The sequence below is a fragment of the Mycobacterium sp. TH-M103 genome, assembly GCF_057473785.1.
This window is the reverse complement of sequence record NZ_JBYCLG010000288.1, coordinates 16291-35321: the sequence shown is the minus strand read 5'-3', so window position 1 is coordinate 35321 and position 19031 is coordinate 16291. Positions and strand designations below refer to the sequence as shown.

The following is a 19031-nucleotide window of genomic DNA, read 5'->3' as shown; positions in this document are numbered from 1 at the left end:
TGTCGGCGATTGCGGAGCCGAACACGTTGCAGTCGAACATTATTCATCATCGAACCGGAGGTAGCCGATAATGCGCACCCTCGTCACCGGCGCCGCCGGATTCATCGGATCCGCCCTCGTCGACCGCCTGCTGGCCGAAGGCCACCACGTCGTCGGGGTCGACAATCTCAGCGCGGGCTCGCCTGCGACCAATCTTCAGTCGGCACATCGGCACAGGGGTCCCGGCCGGTTCTCCTTCGAAGCGGTCGACGTCCGGCACCCCGAGTTGTGCGAGGTCGTCGCGCGGTTCGATCCCGATGTGGTGTTCCACCTGGCGGCCCAGACCGATGTGCGCCGCTCCGTCGAGGATCCGCAACACGATGCCCGCAACAACGTGCTGGGCACCATCAACCTGCTGGAGGCCAGCCGGGGCGCGCGGGTGCGGCGGATCGTCTACGCCGCCTCGGGTGGCGAACGCTACGGTGCGCAGACCGCCTTGCCGGCCACCGAGGACGCCGCCGTGAACCCGCTTTCCCCGCACGCCGTGGCCAGCGTCGCCGGCGAGTTCTACATGCGCGCCTACGCCGAGATGTACGGGCTGGCGCCGATCTCCCTTGCGCTGTCCAATGTCTACGGGCCGCGCCAGTACGCGCACGGCAGGGCCGGGGTGGTGACGGTGTTCGCCAGTGCGATGCTGGCCGGCCGCGGTACGACCATCTTCGGCGACGGCACCTCCACCCGGGACTACGTCTACGTCGACGACGTGGTGACCGCCTTCCTGTGTGCCGCGGATGCGCCGCCGACGACGACGGGCACCTTCAACATCGGCACCGGCGTCCAGACGACCATCGCCGCGTTGCACGAGCTGATTGCCGGGGAGGTGGGCGTCTCGCACGCACCCGAGTACGTCGGAGCCCGCACCGGAGAGGTGCGTGCGAGCGCACTCGACCCGACTCTGGCGGGCCGGGTGCTGGGCTGGAAGCCCGACATGGACCTCGCCGACGGCGTCACGCTCACCGTGGACTGGCTGCGCACGGCCCTCAAACCCCGGACGGCTGCTTAGCTGGAACCCGAGGTCGGCAGGCACGCCGGTCGATGAATTCGACCGTTTGCCATGCTTTGACCTCGATGCGTTGCTACTGTTGCCGTCCATGGCGCACGCGCGGTTGCACAAGGGCTCACACGCCGACCTGGATGAAAGTCGGCGGGTGGAGCGGCGGCGAAACGGGAGTTCCAGCGATACGCCGGCCGACATCCTGACGCGTTTGCCCGTAGTGGTGGTGCTGGAGCGGATTCCCGTACCCACGGTCGCCATGGCACGCGACGGCAACATCCTGTTCGCGAACACGGCGTTCGCCGAGATGGTCGGTCATACGCAGGAAAGGCTGGCGGGGGCGGAGTTCCCACGGATCTTCAATACCGATCCGGCCGCACTGACCGCCCTGTCCGGCGTCGACGCACTGGCGAACATGGTCGTCGAGCTGGAGCACTGTGAGGGGTGGACGGTGCGGGCCAGGATGAGCAAATCGGCGCTGATGCGCCACGACGATCCGGTCGTGCTGGTGACGTTCGAGAATCTCACCGAGCGGCTCTGGATCAACGAGGCCTAGCCTCGACTGCGCTCGCCGAGTTTCGTCGGTCCGCTACACCTACTCGGTGTGAGCCGACGCCGTGGCGGCGCTGTGGAGATCGATCCCGAGCCCCTCGGTGGAGACCTTTTTCACCGCGAGCGCGTGCCGGCGGGTGATGAACTGGGTGAAGTAGTCGGTCCGGTCCGGGCTGGTGAAGCATGCGAGCGCGAGTGTCCACGTCTTCCGCAGGTTGTCGAAGTAGTGCTCGGGTTGGTCGAGGTCGCTGATCCTGCGGACGCCCAACCACAGGGCAACCAGCATTTTGGCGACGTCCTCGGGCTCGTGACGGTCGGTGACGTCGCCCTCGGAGAGTGCTCGTTCGAGGAGGGTGGTGACGAACTCGACCCACGACTGCCACCGGGCATCGGCCATGTCCGTCGAGTTGTCGAGCGTCTCGAGCAGTCGGACACCCGCGCGGGCCACCTCGTCCTGGGTGTCCTGGACGGCAAGGAAGTAGATGAGGTCGATCAGCGTCTCCAGCCCCGACATCTTGCGGGCGAGCAACTCGCTGACCGCGGCACCGCTCATCTCCGTGACGTCGTCGATGATCGCCATCGCCAGCGCTTGCTTGGAGGGGAAATGAAAGTACATCGCCCCTTTGGTGAGCTGGGCCTCCGCGAGGATGTCGTCGAGGCTCACCATGCTGTACGGGCGGTGAGCGAACTGGCGTGACGCCGCGGCGATGAGCCGGTGGCGGGTGGTGCCGGCCCGCCGTTCGCTGCCCTCCGTCATTGCACTCCCCGTCTGGTTGCGTTCGCCGCGCAGCGGCGTGGTCGCTTGGCGCCACGGCAGTTCCGCCACCGAGTCAGTCTCCTCAATCATAGAGGGCGGCGACCCCGGCGGGGGCGTACTGGTCTGCAATGGCGTCGTGTCGGCGGTGCCGTGGGAGGTTTGCGCTGGGGGGGTTCGCCGTCCATCACCGTTTGAGGTCTTTACTTCAGCACTAAAAGTTGTTACATAGTGACTATTGCTCCATCCAGTATGTAATATCCCGATTCAGTTGCATACTGAGTATCTGCCCGATGACGCCTCCGGGCGCCCTGCTCCCTTAAGGAGGAGCGATGTCGGTGACGACGACACAGCCAGGGGTGCCGACGTCGGCGCCGTGCACGTCCCTCGAGCCCGCGCCGACGCGGGATGCTCCTGCCGCCCGGGAACTTGCCGGCGCGGACGGCGGGCGACCGGTTGAGCGCCGGCGCAAAAGCGGCCCGAACGAGTCCCCGCTATCGATCCTGAAACGTGTGCCCGCCGTGGTGGTCTTGGAGTGGGTTCGAATCCCGTCGCTCGCCGTGGCGCGCGACGGCAGCATCTTGTTCGCCAACTCGGCATTTGCCGAGATGGTGGGCCACCGGCAGGACGACCTGGAGGGCGCGGCCTTCAGCCAGATCTTCAACACCGAACCCGCCACGGTGACCGCCCTGTCCGGCGTCGATGCGCTGTCGAACATGGTCGTGGAACTGCAGCACCGTGAGGGTTGGACCGTGCGGGCCGGGATGAGCAAGTCGGCGCTGATACGGCACGACGATCCGGTCGTATTGGTGACCTTCGAAGACGTGACCGAGCAGTTGTGGCTGGACGAGCCCTGACGCCGGCGCCGTCGCTATTTGCCGATGATCGATTTACGGGCGGTGACCTGTGAGCGGGCGAACCGCGGCTGGTGAAGCCGCCCGCGGGCGACTCGCCCGAAGTGGGCGGGTGAGATTTGCCATAGCACCACCCCCAGCCGGCCGTGGGGCGCTCTGGTGGCCATCGCCGCGCGCGAGTGCCGGGATCACGGCCGTTGAGCGCGCGCTGTCACCGTCGGCCCCGGCGTAGATCCGCCCCCGTCCGGCGTCGTAGTTGCGCGTCCGCCGGGGCGGCGTGGCACGCGGCCCGTGGCGCTGCGCGTCGGCCCCCCAGGACCCCCGAACGGCCCGCAGCGCGCGTCCGGGGCGTCCGCATCGGCCCCTACGTAATTTTCCGGCACCCCGTAGAACCGCATCTTCAGTTCTATTGGTCTGTTTTCCTGCCGATTTACCGGTCGATCTGAGCGCCGACAAGCTCGAAGTGGACCTCGAGTTTGTAAATCACTACACAAGGCGTCTGCCGGTATGTATTCTCACTGTGTAGGTACATCTCCGGTATAGCGAGAGCAACCGACCGCCGCGGTAACCGTGGCCCGCTTCCGTGAGGAGGAGCCCATGTCGTTCGTGACCACACAGCCCGAGCTGCTCGCGGCAGCGGCGGGAGAACTTCAAAGCATCGGCGCCGCGATGGCTGCCGGTAACACAGCGGCGTCGGCGCCGACGACCGCAGTCGCTCCGGCGGCCGCCGACGAGGTGTCCGCGCTGACCGCGGCGCATTTCGCCGTGCACGCCGTCCAGTACCAGGACTTGAGCGCCCAGGCAACAGCGATTCACGAAGCGTTCGTCAGCGCCCTGGGCGCCGGCGCCGGTTCGTACGCGTTCACCGAGGCCGCCAACGCGGCCACAGTCAACTGAGTTCACAGGGATTTCAGCATGGATTTTGGAGCTTTGCCGCCGGAGATCAACTCGGCCCGCATGTATGCCGGCCCGGGTGCGGGGCCGATGCTGGCCGCCGCGTCCGCCTGGCACGGGGTGGCGGCCGAAATGCGTTCCGCGGCTTCCTCGTACGAGTTCGTGATCTCGGAACTGAGCACCGGATGGCTCGGGCCGTCGGCAGCTACGATGACGGCCGCGGTCACTCCGTACCTGGCGTGGATGAATGCGACCGCCGGCCAGGCCGAGCTGACAGCGGTTCAGGCGCAGGCGGCGGCGAACGCCTATGAGCAGGCGTTCGCGATGACCGTGCCGCCGCCGGTGGTCGCGGCGAACCGCGCTCAGCTGATGATGTTGTTGGCGACCAACTTCTTCGGTCAGAACGCACCGGCGATCGCGGCCAACGAGGCTCAGTACGCCGAGATGTGGGCCCAGGATGCCGCGGCGATGTACGGGTATGCCGCGCATTCGGCCGCGGCCACCGCGCAGGTGACACCGTTCGGCGCGGCGCCGCAGACCACCAACGCGTCCGGGTTGGCCGCACAGGGCGCCGCGACCGCCCAGAATGCCGGCGCGGCGAGCGGCACGGGCGTGCAGTCGGCGCTGTCGCACGTCGTTTCGTCGATTCCCACCACGCTCCAGGGGCTCGCCTCGCCGCTTTCGGTTCCGGCGTCGGCGGCCGGGACCACCTCGGCCGCGTCCGTGAACCCCATCACCGGGATCGTCTCCTCCTCCTCGCTGCAGACGATCGGGACGACTCTGCTCTCCGAGTACCTGTACCTGCCCGGCTTCGCCGGCCTGCTGCTCTCGACCAGCGCGCTCGGGCCGCTGATGAACCCCGACGTGTTCCTGCCCTTCATGAACATGGGGGCGGCCGCGGCGGGACCCGCGGCAGCGCTACCCGGGGCGGCCGCCGCCGAGGGTGCGCTCGGCGCGGGAGCCGCCGGCGGCTGGGGCGGTCTGGCGGGCCTCGGTCAAGCTGCCTCATTGGGCGGGTTGTCCGTGCCGCCGAGTTGGGGTTGGGCCGCAACGGCTCCCGAGGGAATGCTGGGGTCGGTTCCGCTGATGCACATGATGGAACCCGCGGCCGCGTCGGTGGCCGGCGCCGATCTGGGTGCCGGATCAAGTTTCCCCTTCATGTTCAGTCCGCTGGGGCGGGCCGCGACGATGGGTGCCGCCGCCGGCGCGGGCGCCGGCGCTGCCGCCGTCGTCGCCAAGTACGGCCCGCGACTCAAGGTGCTTTCGCGCTCGCCCGCCGCGGGCTACTCGGAGGAAGCGGCAGCGGCCCCGGCGGCATCGAAGGCTCCGAAATACCCTGTCCCAGCTAGCTTCCCGTCGAATGGGCATGCGCCGCCGGGGTACCAGCCGGCGATCGTCTACGTCCCGATCAACGGCAACGCGCCGACCAACGTCTGACACAACACAACGCGCACGAATTCGGTACACGGCATCGCGATGGACCGGAGCGCCGCACCGTCGCGGGCACCCGGGCCCCGTTAACTCGACCTGCTCGATCAAGGAACACATAGGTGAACGTGCGTTCTAGGAGGTGCGCCCAATGAAGAATCCACCCACTGATGTCGTTCGGGTGACGAGCCCGGATTACCGGGCGCACAGTCGAAATAGCCCTGCAGCGGGATTCATGTCGCGTCGGATGACGTCGCTTCGTGTCGCCGGGACGGAGCCGCGACGATGACATCTCTCTACCAGGAGCGCGACAGCGACCAGCTCGTCGGTCTGACCGATCCAGCCGGGGATTCGCGGGGGCGCACGGCCGATGCGGGCCTCAGCGAGCAGAGCGCCGTCGCCACCCCGTCGAAACGCGACTTCGACGCCCGCGCCAGCCTGGCGAAATCGCCTCGCGCGCAATGGCAGCAACGCTACGGCAACTGGCTCGTCGCCTCCGACATTTTCGTTGTCAGCGGCGTCGTGGCGATCGCACAGATCCTGAGGTTCGGCAACGTGACGGCCGGTGGTCTGTGGGCGGGCCACACCGTGGTGGCCTACTCCGCCGTCTCGGTGCTGATCGTGGCCGCCTGGACACTGGTCCTCGCGATCTACCACACGCGCGCGCAATGCGTGATCGGGGCCGGCCTGGAGGAGTTCCGCCGGGTGTGGACGGCCACGTTGTGGGTGTTCGGGGTCGTCGCGGTGCTGGCCACCTCGCTCAAGCTCGAGATCGCGCGCGGCTATCTGGCGATCGCCTTCCCGCTCGGGCTGCTCGCACTCACGGTCAATCGGCACCTGGCCCGCAGATACGTTGCCGCACAGCGCCGGCGCGGCCGTTTCATGACCGCGGTGCTCGCGATCGGCGAGCCCATCTCGGTCACCGTCCTCGCGCAGTCCCTGACGCAGCGCCCGGCCGACGGGTACTCCGTGGTCGGTCTCTGTCCGCTGGGCGCCGAGCAACGCGACAGGCTCGTCGTCCCCGGCCTGGGACCGGTGCCGGTGTTTCCCTACGACGGCGACATCCGTCACGCAATCGCGGCCTCGGAGGCCGACACGGTCGCGCTGACCTCCTCCGGTGAGCTCGGGCCCGAGGGCATCCGCGACCTGTCCTGGCAATTGGAGAAACTCGGCGTCGACCTTCTGGTGGCGCCGGGGATCGTCGACGTGGCCGGCCCGCGGCTGACCGTGCGTCCGGTTGCCGACCTACCGCTGATTCACGTCGACAAGCCGCAATACCAAGGGGCCAAGCGGTTTCAGAAGCGGGCCTTCGATGTGTGCTTCTCGTTGCTGGCGCTGCTGGCCGCGTCGCCGATCATGATCGCGGCCGCCGTCGCGATCAAGCTCACCAGCCGTGGCCCGATCTTCTATCGCGCCGAACGGATCGGTCTGGACGGTGTCCCGTTCCGGATGATCAAGTTCCGCAGCATGGTCGTCGACGCCGACAAGAAGCTGGCGGAGATCGCCGATCTCAACGAGAGCATCGGTGGCGTGCTGTTCAAGATCCGCAAGGACCCGAGAGTGACCTCGGTCGGCAGGGTTCTGCGGCGGTACAGCATCGACGAACTCCCCCAGTTCTTCAACGTGCTGGTCGGGGACATGAGCGTGGTCGGACCGCGGCCCCCGCTGCGGTGCGAGGTCGAGACCTACGACCACCGGGTGCGGCGCCGGTTGCTGGTGCGTCCGGGTATCACCGGGCTGTGGCAGGTGAGCGGCCGCTCGGACCTGCCCTGGGAGGACTCCGTGCGGTTGGACCAGTCCTACGTGGAGAACTGGTCGATGCTCAGCGATCTGGCGATCGCGGCCAAGACCGTGGGGGTCATCGTCGGCGGATCGGGCGCATATTGAGCACGCACGCGGGCAGGGCAAAGCAGCAGTCTCGTGGCCCGGTGGGCAAATTGGGAGCAGCACAACGTGATCCGGCTCCGCGGGCAGTGGTCACTGGGATCGGGGTGGTCACCCCGGTGGGTCGGGGCATCGAGGAGTTCTTCTCGGCGCTGTGCGCCCCGACGTCGGGGCTGGTGCGCCCGCCCGAGGGGCATTTCGCAGCCGGCCTGGTCGACGCAATCGGCATCGCCCCGCCGCTCGACCCGTTCGAATTGCTGCCCGAGAAGGACGCCCCGTTCGCGGACCGGTTCTCGCTGACCGCGGTGGCCGCCGCGGACGACGCGATCGCGGACTCGGGCATCCGGATCGGGGTCGACGTCGACCCGTTGCGCGTCGCCGCCGTGATAGCGACGGCGACCGGCGGCACGATGACATTCGCGCAGCAGGCCCTCATGCAGCACCGGGAGGGCTTCGACGCGGTGGACGGCCACCTGTTCAACGGGTTCCTGCCGAACATGTCCGCGGCCAGGATCGCCATCAAGCACGGGATCCGCGGACCCAGCTTCGCGATCGCGTCGGCGTGCACGGCGAGCGCGCAAGCGGTCGCCGAGGCGCTGCGGCTGATCCGCGCGGGTGACGCCGACGTGGTGATCTGCGGTGGCACCGAGGGGCCGCTGGGGCCGACGGGCCTGGCCGGGTTCCACAATGCGGGGACGCTGGCCACCGGGTGGGCCGACCCGACCGCCGCGAGCAGGCCGTTCGCCAGCGACCGCAACGGCTTCGTGGTCGGTGAGGGCGGCGGCGTGCTGGTCATCGAACGCGCGGACATCGTCGAGGCGCGCGGCGGCAGCGGCTATGCGGACCTCATCGGGTGGGGCGCGACGAGCGATGCCTACCACCTGGCGATCCCGCGCCCGGATGCGACCGGGATCGCGGAGAGCATGCGGATCGCGCTGCGCAACGCCGGCGTGGCGCCGGGTGAGACCGATTACCTCAATGCCCACGGCACCGGCACCCGGGTCGGCGACCTGACCGAGGCCAAGGCCATCCGCGCGGTGTTCGGCGACGACCAGCCGCTGGTGAGTTCGACCAAGGGCGTCACCGGGCACCTGCTGGGCGGCGGGGGGGTGGTGGAGGCGGCGGCCACGGTGCTGGCCCTGGCGCGCGAGCAGCTGCCGCCCACCAAGAACCTGGAGGAGCCGGACGGCAAGTGCGACCTCAACCACCTCAGCGGCGACGCGGTGTCCAAAGCCGTGGACATCGCGATGTCGAACTCGTTCGCCTTCGGCGGGCACAACGTCAGCCTCGTCTTCGGCGCCCCGTCCACGCGCCGCCGGCGCGGCGCTCCCGATCCGGGTGAGCCGTCGGCGATCCCGTCCCCGAAAGACGAATAGGAACCATGTCGCACAGTGCCTTTCCCGATACCGATATCGCCGTACCCGACGTCGATGTCGTGGCGGACGTGGTGGCGGACTTCCTCGCCGCGGCCCGCGATTGGCCGCATCGTCCCGCCGTCATGCACAACGGGACCACCACCACCTATCAGGACCTTGCCGAGCGGGTCCGCCTGACCGCCGCGGGCTACCGCGCCTGCCGCTCGCGCGCCGACGGGGCCGCCGAGCTGATCGGCGCGCTGGTCTCGCACACGCCCGCCGTGGTGGAGCACCTGCTCGGGATCCTGCAGGCCCGCGGCGCCTACTGCCCGATCGATGCCGCTCTGCCGTCGGGCCGCAAGGAGGCGCTCGCCGCGGCGCTGGGGCTCGACCGGCTGTTCGCGGTGGGCCCGGTCCCCGGCGACGTCGCGAACCTTCGGGTCGAAACACTCGACACCGGCGCGATGCCGGTGGATGCCGCTGTGCCGCAGCCCGTGTGGCGGCGGGACGATCCGGCATACGTGCTGTGCACGTCGGGCTCGACCGGGACGCCGAAGCCGGTGGTGGTCTCCCGGCATGCCCTGACCGTCACGGTGCGCGCGCTGCGAGACCTCTTCGGGCTGTCCCCCGAAGACCGCGTGCTGCAATTCGCCTCGCTCGGCTGGGACACCTGCCTGGAGGAGATTCTGCCCGCGCTGACCGCCGGCGCGACACTGGTTTTCGACGACGGCGCCCATGGCGGCTCGTTCCCGCGCTTCGTGCGCATGCTGGCGGAACGGGAAGTCAGCGTGCTCGACCTGCCCACGGCGTTCTGGCACGAACTGGTGCTCTTCCTGCACGAGGAGGGTGCTGCGCTGCCGCCCTGCGTCCGGCTGGTGGTGATCGGCGGTGAGCGGGTCGATCCCACCCGGCTGCGGCAGTGGCGCGCGCTTGACGCCGGACACATCAGATTGCTCAACACCTATGGGTGCACCGAGACGACGATGATCACCCACGCGGCACAGCTGGCCGGCCCCGGCGCCGAACCCGAAGTCGCGGCCGACGACGCCGAGGCGCCGCTGGGCCGCCCGCTCGCCCACGTGCGCGATCACGTCACCGAGGAGGGGGAGCTGCTGGTGGCGGGCCCCTCGCTGGCCACCGGCTACCGCGGGATGCCGGAACTCACGGCAAAGGGGTTCCCGGTCACCGATCACGGGTCCGGACCGGCGCGGTGGTTCCACACCGGCGATCTGGTCGTTCGGGGCGAACGCGGTTTGCTGTATTCCCGCGGCCGCGCGGATGAACAGGTGAAAGTCCTTGGCGTCCGGGTGCATCCGGCCGAGGTGGAGGCCCACCTCAACGCCCATCCCGCGGTCTCGGGTGCCGTCGTGCTGGGCGAGCGGATGCTCGGGCACACGACGCTGACGGCGTACGTCGCGCCGGCCGGGGAGGTCTCGCCGGCCGAGCTGAAGCGCTACCTGCGTGACCGCCTGCCCAGCCAATTCGTGCCCAGCCGAGTCAAATTCGTCGCCGCGTTGGCCCACACGCCGACGGGCAAAGTCGATCGGGCGGCAACGCGCCGTGCCGCAGCGGACTACAACAGCAAAGGAGCAGGCCAATGAGCGCCGACCACATCGTCGACATCTTCAGACGGGTCCTCGGCACGCCCGAGGTGAACGAGAGTTCGGACTTCTTCGAGCTCGGCGGCGATTCGCTGCTCGCGACGCGGGTGCTCAGCGCGATCGCCCGCGAATTCGGGACGGAGTTGATGTTCGAGGACTTCGTCGACGACCCAACGGCGGACGGGCTTTTCGCCAAAGTCGCAGGCGCAGCCGCGAAGTGAACGGCAACGGCATGCGCGTGGTCGTCGTGGGCGCCGGGCTGGCCGGGCTGACGGCCGCGGTCGACCTGGTGGCGGCGGGCGCGGATGTCACGGTGCTGGAGGCGCGCGACCGGGTCGGCGGCAGGATGCATGGCATCCCGGTGTCGGAGGACGCCTTCGCCGACGGCGGTGCCGCCTATCTCGGCGTGCGGCACACCGAACTGCTCGCGATGCTGCGGGAGAACGGGCTCGGGCTGGCATCGACGGGGATGGTGGGGGACAGCACCTTCCTGGTCGCGGATCGGCACACGACAACGGCGAGCCGGATGCCCCCGCTGGACGCGATCGCCCTCGGGGATCTCTTCGACCGGCTGGAGGAACTCGTCGAGCAGGTGGTGCCCGCCGCACCGTGGCTGAGCCCGCGCGCGGAGAGCCTGGACCGGCTGACCGCCGCCCGCTGGCTCGCCGACGAGGTCGGCCATCCGGACGCGCGGACCTTCTTCCCGCTGTTCATCGGCGAGATGATGGCGGCCGACCCGGCCGCGATCTCCGTGCTGCACATGGCGTTCTACCTGAGTTCGGGCGGCGGGATCCGTTACCTCAACGCGTTCCAGGGCGGGGCGCAGGAGTGGCGGATCGACGGTGGCTCGCACCAACTGTGCGAAGCGCTGGCCGCCCAGCTCGGCGATCGGGTGCGGCTGGGCGAGCCGGTGTACGCCATCGACCAGGAGGGGCCCGACACCGTTGTGGTGCAGTGCGGTTCGGCCGGCGACGGGACCCGGTCGCAGTACCGCGCCGACAGGGTCGTCGTCGCGATACCGCCGCTGCTGGCGCAGCGGATCGAGTTCCGCCCCGGCCTGCCGTCGCCGCGGGCGACAACGGTCACCGGCCGCGGCTGCGCGATCAAGGTGCATCTGAGCTACCCGGCTCCGCTGTGGCGCGAACAGGGGCTGTCCGGGTGGTCGGTCAGCACCCACGGGCCGCTGCTGTCCACGGTCGACGACTCGCCGCCGGACCAATCCGTGGGTGTGCTGACGGGATTCGTGACGGGCGCGGCCGCGTCGAGCTTCAGTGCGCTCTCGCCGGTCCAGCAGCGCGACGCGGCGCTCGAGCATGCCCGCCGGCTGTTCCCGCAGCTGCCGCCGCCGACGCGCTGCACAGTGACCGACTGGGTGGCCGAGGAATACAGCAGGGGATGTTATGCCGCCCTGTTCGGCCCCGGGGACTGGTTGAAGCTGGGGCCGACCCTGACGGCGCCCCACGGCCGCGTGCATTGGGCGGGCACCGAAACCAGCCTGGAGTTCTTCGGCCTGATGGAGGGCGCGATCAGGTCGGGACGCCGCGTCGCGAACGAATTGACCCACGGCGCCGAACCGGCGTCCGCCTCGCGAAAGGTGATGTCACTGTGACGAATATCCTCGAGACGACGAACCTCGTCGACACCACGCGTAGCGGGTTCAACGCCGCGATCGACCAGCCCTACGCCTATGCCCGCAAGCCGTTGTCCGAACCGGACTGGCGTCGGTACCCGGGCTGGGCGGCGGTGACCGACGCCGAGTGGCGCGACCCGCAATGGCAGCGGGCGCACTCCGTGAAGAACATCGACCAGTTGCGCGCGGTGGTCGGCGACCTCCTCGACGATCGGTTCTACGCCGACCTCGCCGCCGATCAACGGCAACGGGCCACCATGTCGATGCTGCTGCCGCCGCAGATGCTCAACACCATGGCACCGGAAACCGCGCCGGGACGCCACGGCCTGACCGAGGCGTTCTATGCCGACCCGATCCGGCGGTACATGCTGCCGCTGCTCAGCGACCGCGACGCGGAATGGGGCTCACACCCGCACGCGGAGCGGGATTCGTTGCACGAGAGCGACATGTGGGTCGTGGAGGGCTTGACCCATCGGTACCCCACCAAGGTGCTCGCCGAGCTGGTGTCGACCTGCCCGCAATATTGCGGCCACTGCACGCGGATGGATCTGGTCGGCAACTCCACGCCGACGGTACGCAAGACCAAGCTGACCCTGCAGCCGGCCGACCGGCAGGAACAGATGCTGGTATACCTGCGCGCCACCCCGACGGTGCGTGACGTCGTGGTGTCCGGCGGGGACGTGGGTAACGTCCCCTGGCCGCGGCTGGAGTCGTTCCTCGTACGGTTGCTCGAGATCGACACCGTCCGCGACATCCGCCTGGCGTCGAAGGCTCTTTCCGGCCTGCCGCAGCACTGGCTGCAACCGAGGGTGCTCGACGGCGTGTACCGCACCGCGCACGTCGCCGCCGCCCGCGGCGTCAACCTGGCGTTGCACACCCACATCAACCACGTCCAGTCGGTGACCCCCCTGGTGGCGGCGGCGGCGCGGGCGCTGCTCGACGCGGGCCTGCGCGACGTGCGCAACCAGGGCGTGTTGTTGCGCGGCGTCAACGCGACCGCGGCCGACCTGCTCGATCTGTGCTTCGCGCTGCAGGGCGAGGCGAACATCCTGCCGTACTACTTCTACATGTGCGACATGATCCCCAACGCCGAGCACTGGCGGATTCCGCTGTGGGAAGCCCAGCAGTTGCAGTCGGAGATCATGGGCTACCTGCCGGGCTTCGCCACGCCGCGACTGGTCTGCGACGTTCCCTACGTCGGCAAGCGATGGGTCCATCAGGTCATCTACTACGACCGCATCCGCGGCATCTCGCACTGGAGCAAGAACTACCGCACCGGACTGGACGGATCGGATATCGACGCGCTGAACCGGGTGTACCCGTATTACGACCCCATCAGCAGCCTGCCGTCCTCCGGGCAGGCCTGGTGGCGGAAGCTCTGCAACCGCAGCCCCGAACCGGCCGTCGCACCCGGCTACGAGCAGTACCTGATTCCCGACGGCGCCGCGCTGGCCGGCCGCTGGATGTGATCAGTCCCTCGAGATGGGTTGGAACACAGTGGGGGCAGGCTTGTTCGTGCCAGGTTCGCCGTCGTCGCCGATCGGGTGGTGAAGGCGAAAACGCGTCGGGCTGCGTCGCCGGTGAGAGCGCCCGGTCGAATGCGGCGGCGGGAGACGGCCCCGGTAGCTGCAGGTCCTGCACCGTTCGCGCCGCTTGGGCTACTGTCGATCGCGTGGTGACGACGCAGGGCACGCAGGTGCGCGAACTCGCGTGGACGGTGGTGGGGGCATCGGCCGGAAGCCTCGCGCGCTACTGGGTCGCCCAGCTGTGGCCGGGCCGCATGCTTGAGGCGATGCTCGGCCTCACCGCGGCCGCGGCCTGCGTCGCGGGCTTCGCCCTGCTCGCACCGCTGCGGGCCGCCGTGCGCACGGTGCTGCTGGCCGCCGGCGGGGCCGCGGCCAGCATCAGCACCATGGCGACGCTGGTCGCGTCGGCAACACCCGTGCACTCGATGCTCGTGCTCGCCGGCTTCTTCGGCTGTGCGGTGGCCGGCGTGCTGGTGGGCATGCTGGCGGTACCGTCCGTCCCGCCCACCGTGCAACGCGATGAACGACTCTGAGAGCCGCTGTGGACGCGATCCTGTTCGCCTCCGGCTCGGCAGTCGGGGCGGTGTTGGCGTGGTTGGTGGTCCGCGGTGGGCCGAGCCGTTCAACGGTGCTGGCGCTCAACGGAATCGCGTGTGGGCTGTTCGGCGCACTGGGATCGGCGAGTTTGGGTGCCAACATGCCCGCGGTTGAATTCGGCTTCGGCCTCTTGGGCACGGCGGCGCCACTGACGTTGTGCCTGAATCGGTCGGTCATCGGGAGCGTGGGAATCCCCGCCACGGTCCGCCACCTCGCCGTCGGCCTCGCGTTCGCCCTGGTGTCCGGCATCGGCTGTGCCACAGTGGGGTTCGTGGCGGTGCACGGCGTGCGCCAGATCTCCGGCAAGGAACGTCGCGGCATCCACGTGGGCTGTCCGTCCACCGTGTCGCCGGAGTCGGTCCGCATCTCCACCGCAGTCTCATGAGATCGACGTCGTTCCGCCGCTTGGCCGCCTGGACCTGCCTGCTGTTGCTGGCCGTCGTCCTGGCGTTGCCGTGGGCACCTCCGCCCCGGTGCGCCGAGCGGATGCCCGCGCAGCCGGGCGCCTCCACGCCGTATCTGCCCTTCGACATGGACGAGGCCCCCACGCAGCGCAAGGTCTTCGCCCACTACATGCCGAATCTGCCGATCTCGATCGACAACAAGAACGGGGACGAAGACTATTACGCCCAGCAGTACCTGGCGGTCAACGGCGAGAACGGCGTACACGCCGCCTACGGCGGACTGCTGCGGGACAGGCCGCTGCCCCGGGCGCACAGTTCCAACCCCGACTGGCGGGTGGCCGACCTGGAAGCCGAGATCGGGCAAGCCAAGAGCGTGGGCATCGACGGGTTCGCGGTAGACGTGCTCGCGCCCCGCAGCGCGTCCGATGACGTCGACCGACTGCTGCGCGCGACCGAGGCGATGGGAAATTTCACGGTCCTGATCACCGCCGACATCTCGAGCCCGCTGGGGGCGATGGCCCCGGCCGACTTCGCGGCGGACATCGCGCCGTACCTGACCGCACCGGGGGCCTTCCACCTGTCCGACGGCCGGGCCGTCCTGGGCGCCTTCGCCGCCGAGCGGCAGTCGACGGAGTGGTGGGTGAGCGTCATCAGCACCCTGCGCGACAAATCCAACGTCGATGTCGCCTTCGTCCCGACCTTCCTCGACGTGGCCGACAACCTGGAGCGATTCGCCGGCTTCAGCTATGGATTCAGCGAGTGGGGGGGACGAAGCCCCAACGCCATGGCGGTCCAGGACAGCGGCCACGGCTCCCCGGTGGATGTCATCCGGCGCGCGCATCAGCTCGGCAAGCTATGGATGCAGCCGGTGCCCTTCCAGGACAATCGGCCGCGCAGCGGCATTTTCGTGGAGTCGGCCAACGGCGTGACTAACCGCCTGGCGTGGCAACTCGCCGAGCAACAGCATGCCGAGTGGGTGCAGTTGCTCACCTGGAACGACTACGTGGAGACGACCGCGATGGCGCCGTCGGTCGCCCACGGCTGGCGCATCCTGGACATGAACGCCTACGACATCGCGTGTTTCAAGTTCGGTGGGCCTCCGCGCATCGTGCGCAACGCGCTGTATCTGTCGTACCGGGCTCAACCGTTCGGCGCGCTGCCGGTGTACCCGGAATCCTCCCTGATGCACCTGCTGCCGACCAGCGTGCCGGCCCGCGACATGATCGAAGTTGTGGCGTTCGCGACGGGGCCGTCGCGCGTCGTCATCAAAACCGGCCCGCACGAGTACTCGTGCGACGTCCCCGAGGGCCGGGGAATCTGCACCTTCCCGTTGAGCCTCGGGCCGATCGCGGCCGAGATGTGGCGCGACGGCGCGGTGGTCGCCACGGCGCGGTCCAACGCCGACGTCACCAACACGCCCTATGTGCAAGACCTTCAGTACCGCGTGGTGGGGGGTCTGCGGTAGATTGCCGAACCCTGGCCGCGCGGGGATCCGCGCCAAACGGGTGCGAGCGGCCGGGCGCGCCGCGCGCCGGTCCGCGGCCGTGCTCGCCGTGCTGGCCCCGGTGCTGGTGGCGGTGAACGGTGTATGCGGCTACCTCGTTTTCGCCAGAGCCGCAGACAGCGTCGTGTCGCACGTGGATGCCGTGGTCGTGCTGGGCGGCGAGCACGACGGTCGGGAGGGCTACGGTGTGGCGTTGGCGCGGCAGGGGCTTGCCCCCACCGTGGTGCTGTCGAACCCCTACCCGGCCACGGACCGCGTGATGAGCCGGATCTGTTCCGGGCAGCACGGCGCGGTGCGGGTGATCTGCCCGCGGCCCGAGCCGCCGACGACCCGCGGGGAGGCCATGATGACGCGACGTCTGGCGCTCGAGCACCACTGGAAACAGGTCATGGTCGTCACGTGGCGCTACCATCTGCCCCGGGCGCGTCTGTTGTTCTGCCAATGTTTGTGCGCGAGTGGGGTTTCGGTAACGGCCAAGGCCGTGCCCCGCCAGTACGTGCTGCCCGTGTGGTACTGGGAGTACATCTATCTCTACCAGTTCGCGGGCATCGCGAAGGCGCTCCTCGTCGGTCACTGCTAGAGCGGCGGACCAGCAGCCGGGCGGGGCCTAACGCCGGCCCGACAGCTCGCCCAACGCGTCGCTGTCGACGACGAACCGTGTGTCGTGGTCGAGGTCCTCGGGCAGGATTCCCATGGGCTCGTCGACGATGTGGCCCCCCATGACATAGGTGTCCCGCGAAAACCATTCGCCCTGCGTGCCGCGCTTCCATACGGCCGGGGAACCGGCGTAGAGGCCTTTCCTGCCGTCCGCGCCGCCGCCGCGCATCAGCGTGGAGTTGGCCCCCAGCAGCGACTCGTCCGGCAGTGCGGCACCCTTGAGCAGCACGGCGCGGCTGCCCACCAGCGAGTGGTGGCCGACCGTGATGCGTCCCACCGACTGTTGGTCGGTCGCGAAGTCCGGCTCGTGCGTCTGCATCAGGCACCTGTTTCCGCCGACCATGCAGAACGCTCTGAGGACGATGGTTCCCGAGCAGTCGAGATAGTTGCGGCTGCCGATCTTGGCGCAGGTTCCCATGAACAGGGTGCCGGCCTGACTGTCGTAGTCCCGATAGATCGGATGCGCGGAGACCCAGTTCCACGACTCGATGATGACGTGGTTGCTGAGCCGTACGTGGCGCATCCGCCGGAAGACGTTGAAGGGGCCGATCCGCACATCATGGTCGATTTCGAACTTCTCCACACCCACAACGAGGTTCGGGCCGATGTGCGAGGACGGGTGGATGTCGTGACCGAACAGTCTCAACAGCCGATTCTTCAGCCGCGAGGCGGGCAACAGCCAGCAGAACGCTTCGATGAGGACTCTCATTGCAAGCGGCCCCCGGCGTCCGGGGCGAAGGCTCGCGGGGGAAGGTGAAACAGGTCGAGACTCATCAACGGCCCTTTCGTGTCGGGATTCTGCACGCCGGCGGGTGGGTGACACAGGTGGAGTCGCGGATGCGTGGCTCGCAATCCGCCCGGCAGTCCACACCCGGCCCAAGAGCCGCCCCCGGCGATGGAATCCCCCTCGACGGTTCGGGCTCCCGTCGCCGGTCGCCCCGCCACGAGGCCGCATCGCTGCAAGTCGTCGTGACGGACCTGCCGGGCCTGTCCGGGGTCTTCGTGCCCGTCGCACTCACCATGCCTAAATACTACAAGCCCGCGATTAGCGTTGCAGCCATTCTTAAAGTATGTAATATGACCAAGGTGAGGGCGATCGGTTTCGACTTCTGTCGTTTCGATCGGCACGACGAGGGGGCGAACGGTGCGGTGCGGTGTCAGTCGCGGTGATGCGTGGTCAGCCGGTGGCGCCGGCTACGGCCCGAACGGCATCGCCCGCGCCGCGGCGCGGGCAGGCCGGGTTTCGTGCCGACGGGCCCGGGTGCAGCGGCGCGGAGCCGCGAACCGGGCACCGGCCGCACCACTTTGACAGGCTCGGCTGAAAAGGACGCATGGATGAAAAAGGCTTTGATCACCGGTATCACTGGTCAGGACGGCTCGTACCTGGCCGAGTTGCTGTTGCGCAAGGGGTACGAAGTACACGGGTTCATCCGGCGTGCCTCCACCTTCAACACGTCGCGTATCGAGCACCTCTACGTCGACCCCCACGACCCCGACGCCCGGCTGTTCCTGCACTACGGTGACCTGTCGGACGGCTCGCGACTGGTGACCCTGCTCTCGAAGATCGATCCCGACGAGGTCTACAACCTCGCGGCACAGTCCCACGTCCGGGTCAGCTTCGACGAACCCGAACACACCGGCAACACGACCGGCCTGGGGTCGATCCGCCTTCTGGAGGCCGTGCGCATCGGGAAGGTCAACTGCAGGTTCTACCAGGCATCGAGCTCGGAGATGTTCGGCGCGTCGCCCCCGCCGCAGAATGAGGAGACCGCGTTCTACCCGCGTTCTCCCTACGGTGCGGCGAAGGTGTACGCCTACTGGATAGCGCGAAACTACCGCGAGGCGTACGGCATGTACGTGGTCAACGGGATTCTGTTCAACCACGAGTCCCCCCGGCGCGGCGAGACATTCGTGACCCGCAAGATCAGCCGTGCCGCGGCACGCATCAAGGCGGGACTCGACCAGCACCTCTACCTGGGCAACCTGGACGCGGTCCGCGACTGGGGCTACGCGCCGGAGTACGTGGAGGGCATGTGGCGGATGCTGCAGGCCGACGAGCCCGAAGACTACGTGCTGGCCACCGGAGCGGCGTTCACGGTTCGCGACTTCGTGGAAGCGGCGTTCAATCACGTGGACCTGGACTGGAGGGAACACGTCCGCTTCGACCAGCGCTATCTGCGCCCCACGGAGGTCGACGCCCTGATCGGCGACGCGAGCAAGGCCGAGCGGCTGGTGGGATGGCGCGCATCGGTGCGGGCGCCGGAGCTGGCGCGAATCATGGTCGATGCGGACATCGCAGCCCTGAAAGAAGCGGGCAGCCCCGGGATCGACACACCGATGCTGCCGGTTTGGAGCTGA

The 19031-nt window shown here is 68.8% G+C and carries 18 protein-coding genes; 16 read left to right on the top strand and 2 right to left on the bottom strand.

Annotation, left to right across the window (positions count from 1 at the left end):
* Positions 1-70: 70 nt before the first annotated feature.
* Both AC2VOR_RS16385 and AC2VOR_RS16380 read left to right on the top strand, forming a co-directional pair.
* On the top strand, positions 71-1042 hold the full coding sequence (locus AC2VOR_RS16385; protein ID WP_369737215.1) for an NAD-dependent epimerase/dehydratase family protein: 972 nt from the start codon (positions 71-73) through the stop codon (positions 1040-1042).
* A gap of 145 nt (positions 1043-1187) precedes the next feature.
* Entirely contained in the window at positions 1188-1589 is a 402-nt protein-coding gene (locus AC2VOR_RS16380; protein WP_369741458.1) for a PAS domain S-box protein, read from the top strand.
* Between the two features lie 39 nt (positions 1590-1628).
* Here the strand turns inward: AC2VOR_RS16380 and AC2VOR_RS16375 are convergent, their stop codons facing one another.
* On the bottom strand, positions 1629-2411 hold the full coding sequence (locus AC2VOR_RS16375) for a TetR family transcriptional regulator (protein ID WP_369737216.1): 783 nt from the start codon (positions 2409-2411) through the stop codon (positions 1629-1631).
* Between the two features lie 440 nt (positions 2412-2851).
* On the opposite strand from AC2VOR_RS16375, the gene AC2VOR_RS16370 reads away from it, so the two are divergent.
* From AC2VOR_RS16370 to AC2VOR_RS16310, 13 genes are all read left to right on the top strand, one after another.
* Positions 2852-3196 (top strand): PAS domain S-box protein, encoded by a 345-nt coding sequence (locus tag AC2VOR_RS16370; protein ID WP_486964124.1) that lies wholly within the window; start codon positions 2852-2854, stop codon positions 3194-3196.
* Between the two features lie 594 nt (positions 3197-3790).
* Positions 3791-4090: a PE family protein gene (locus AC2VOR_RS16365; RefSeq protein WP_369737217.1), complete on the top strand. Its 300-nt coding sequence runs from the start codon at positions 3791-3793 to the stop codon at positions 4088-4090.
* Positions 4091-4108: 18 nt separating this feature from the next.
* Entirely contained in the window at positions 4109-5524 is a 1416-nt protein-coding gene (locus AC2VOR_RS16360) for a PPE family protein (RefSeq protein WP_369737218.1), read from the top strand.
* A gap of 276 nt (positions 5525-5800) precedes the next feature.
* Entirely contained in the window at positions 5801-7402 is a 1602-nt protein-coding gene (locus AC2VOR_RS16355; RefSeq protein ID WP_486964123.1) for a sugar transferase, read from the top strand.
* Positions 7403-7488: 86 nt separating this feature from the next.
* Positions 7489-8775, top strand: a complete 1287-nt coding sequence (locus AC2VOR_RS16350; protein WP_486964122.1) for a beta-ketoacyl-[acyl-carrier-protein] synthase family protein — start codon at positions 7489-7491, stop codon at positions 8773-8775.
* Between the two features lie 5 nt (positions 8776-8780).
* Entirely contained in the window at positions 8781-10355 is a 1575-nt protein-coding gene (locus AC2VOR_RS16345) for an AMP-binding protein (protein ID WP_369737220.1), read from the top strand.
* Positions 10352-10576 carry an acyl carrier protein gene (locus AC2VOR_RS16340; RefSeq protein ID WP_369737221.1) on the top strand — a complete coding sequence of 75 codons (225 nt, stop codon included), beginning with the start codon at positions 10352-10354 and terminating at the stop codon, positions 10574-10576. Before AC2VOR_RS16345 ends, AC2VOR_RS16340 begins: the two co-directional genes overlap by 4 nt.
* A complete protein-coding gene (locus AC2VOR_RS16335) occupies positions 10573-11964 on the top strand; it encodes a flavin monoamine oxidase family protein (protein WP_369737223.1) in 1392 nt (463 codons plus the stop codon). The genes AC2VOR_RS16340 and AC2VOR_RS16335 overlap by 4 nt, the downstream gene beginning before the upstream one ends.
* A complete protein-coding gene (locus AC2VOR_RS16330; protein WP_475582071.1) occupies positions 11961-13454 on the top strand; it encodes a KamA family radical SAM protein in 1494 nt (497 codons plus the stop codon). Before AC2VOR_RS16335 ends, AC2VOR_RS16330 begins: the two co-directional genes overlap by 4 nt.
* A gap of 203 nt (positions 13455-13657) precedes the next feature.
* The gene (locus tag AC2VOR_RS16325) at positions 13658-14044 is read left to right on the top strand and encodes a hypothetical protein (protein WP_369737224.1); all 387 of its coding nucleotides are present in this window, start codon (positions 13658-13660) and stop codon (positions 14042-14044) included.
* Positions 14045-14052: 8 nt separating this feature from the next.
* Complete coding sequence (locus tag AC2VOR_RS16320; RefSeq protein ID WP_369737225.1) at positions 14053-14493, top strand: hypothetical protein; 441 nt, start codon at positions 14053-14055, stop codon at positions 14491-14493.
* Entirely contained in the window at positions 14490-15977 is a 1488-nt protein-coding gene (locus tag AC2VOR_RS16315) for an endo-1,3-alpha-glucanase family glycosylhydrolase (RefSeq protein WP_369737226.1), read from the top strand. Before AC2VOR_RS16320 ends, AC2VOR_RS16315 begins: the two co-directional genes overlap by 4 nt.
* A gap of 1 nt (position 15978) precedes the next feature.
* Positions 15979-16596, top strand: coding sequence for a YdcF family protein (locus tag AC2VOR_RS16310; protein ID WP_486964121.1), 618 nt, complete (start codon positions 15979-15981; stop codon positions 16594-16596).
* Positions 16597-16623: 27 nt separating this feature from the next.
* Here AC2VOR_RS16310 and AC2VOR_RS16305 read toward each other — a convergent pair whose 3' ends face one another.
* Positions 16624-17319, bottom strand: a complete 696-nt coding sequence (locus AC2VOR_RS16305) for an acyltransferase (RefSeq protein ID WP_369737228.1) — start codon at positions 17317-17319, stop codon at positions 16624-16626.
* 689 nt (positions 17320-18008) lie between these two features.
* Between AC2VOR_RS16305 and gmd the strand changes: the two genes are divergently transcribed.
* The gene (gene gmd / locus AC2VOR_RS16300; RefSeq protein ID WP_369737229.1) at positions 18009-19031 is read left to right on the top strand and encodes a GDP-mannose 4,6-dehydratase; all 1023 of its coding nucleotides are present in this window, start codon (positions 18009-18011) and stop codon (positions 19029-19031) included.

Coding starts and splice junctions, on each gene's coding strand:
- AC2VOR_RS16315 (WP_369737226.1), top strand. CDS start 14,490: ATGAGATCGACGTCGTTCCGCCGCTTGGCCGCCTGGACCTGCCTGCTG.
- AC2VOR_RS16355 (WP_486964123.1), top strand. CDS start 5,801: ATGACATCTCTCTACCAGGAGCGCGACAGCGACCAGCTCGTCGGTCTG.
- AC2VOR_RS16385 (WP_369737215.1), top strand. CDS start 71: ATGCGCACCCTCGTCACCGGCGCCGCCGGATTCATCGGATCCGCCCTC.
- AC2VOR_RS16345 (WP_369737220.1), top strand. CDS start 8,781: ATGTCGCACAGTGCCTTTCCCGATACCGATATCGCCGTACCCGACGTC.
- AC2VOR_RS16360 (WP_369737218.1), top strand. CDS start 4,109: ATGGATTTTGGAGCTTTGCCGCCGGAGATCAACTCGGCCCGCATGTAT.
- gmd (WP_369737229.1), top strand. CDS start 18,009: ATGAAAAAGGCTTTGATCACCGGTATCACTGGTCAGGACGGCTCGTAC.
- AC2VOR_RS16365 (WP_369737217.1), top strand. CDS start 3,791: ATGTCGTTCGTGACCACACAGCCCGAGCTGCTCGCGGCAGCGGCGGGA.
- AC2VOR_RS16340 (WP_369737221.1), top strand. CDS start 10,352: ATGAGCGCCGACCACATCGTCGACATCTTCAGACGGGTCCTCGGCACG.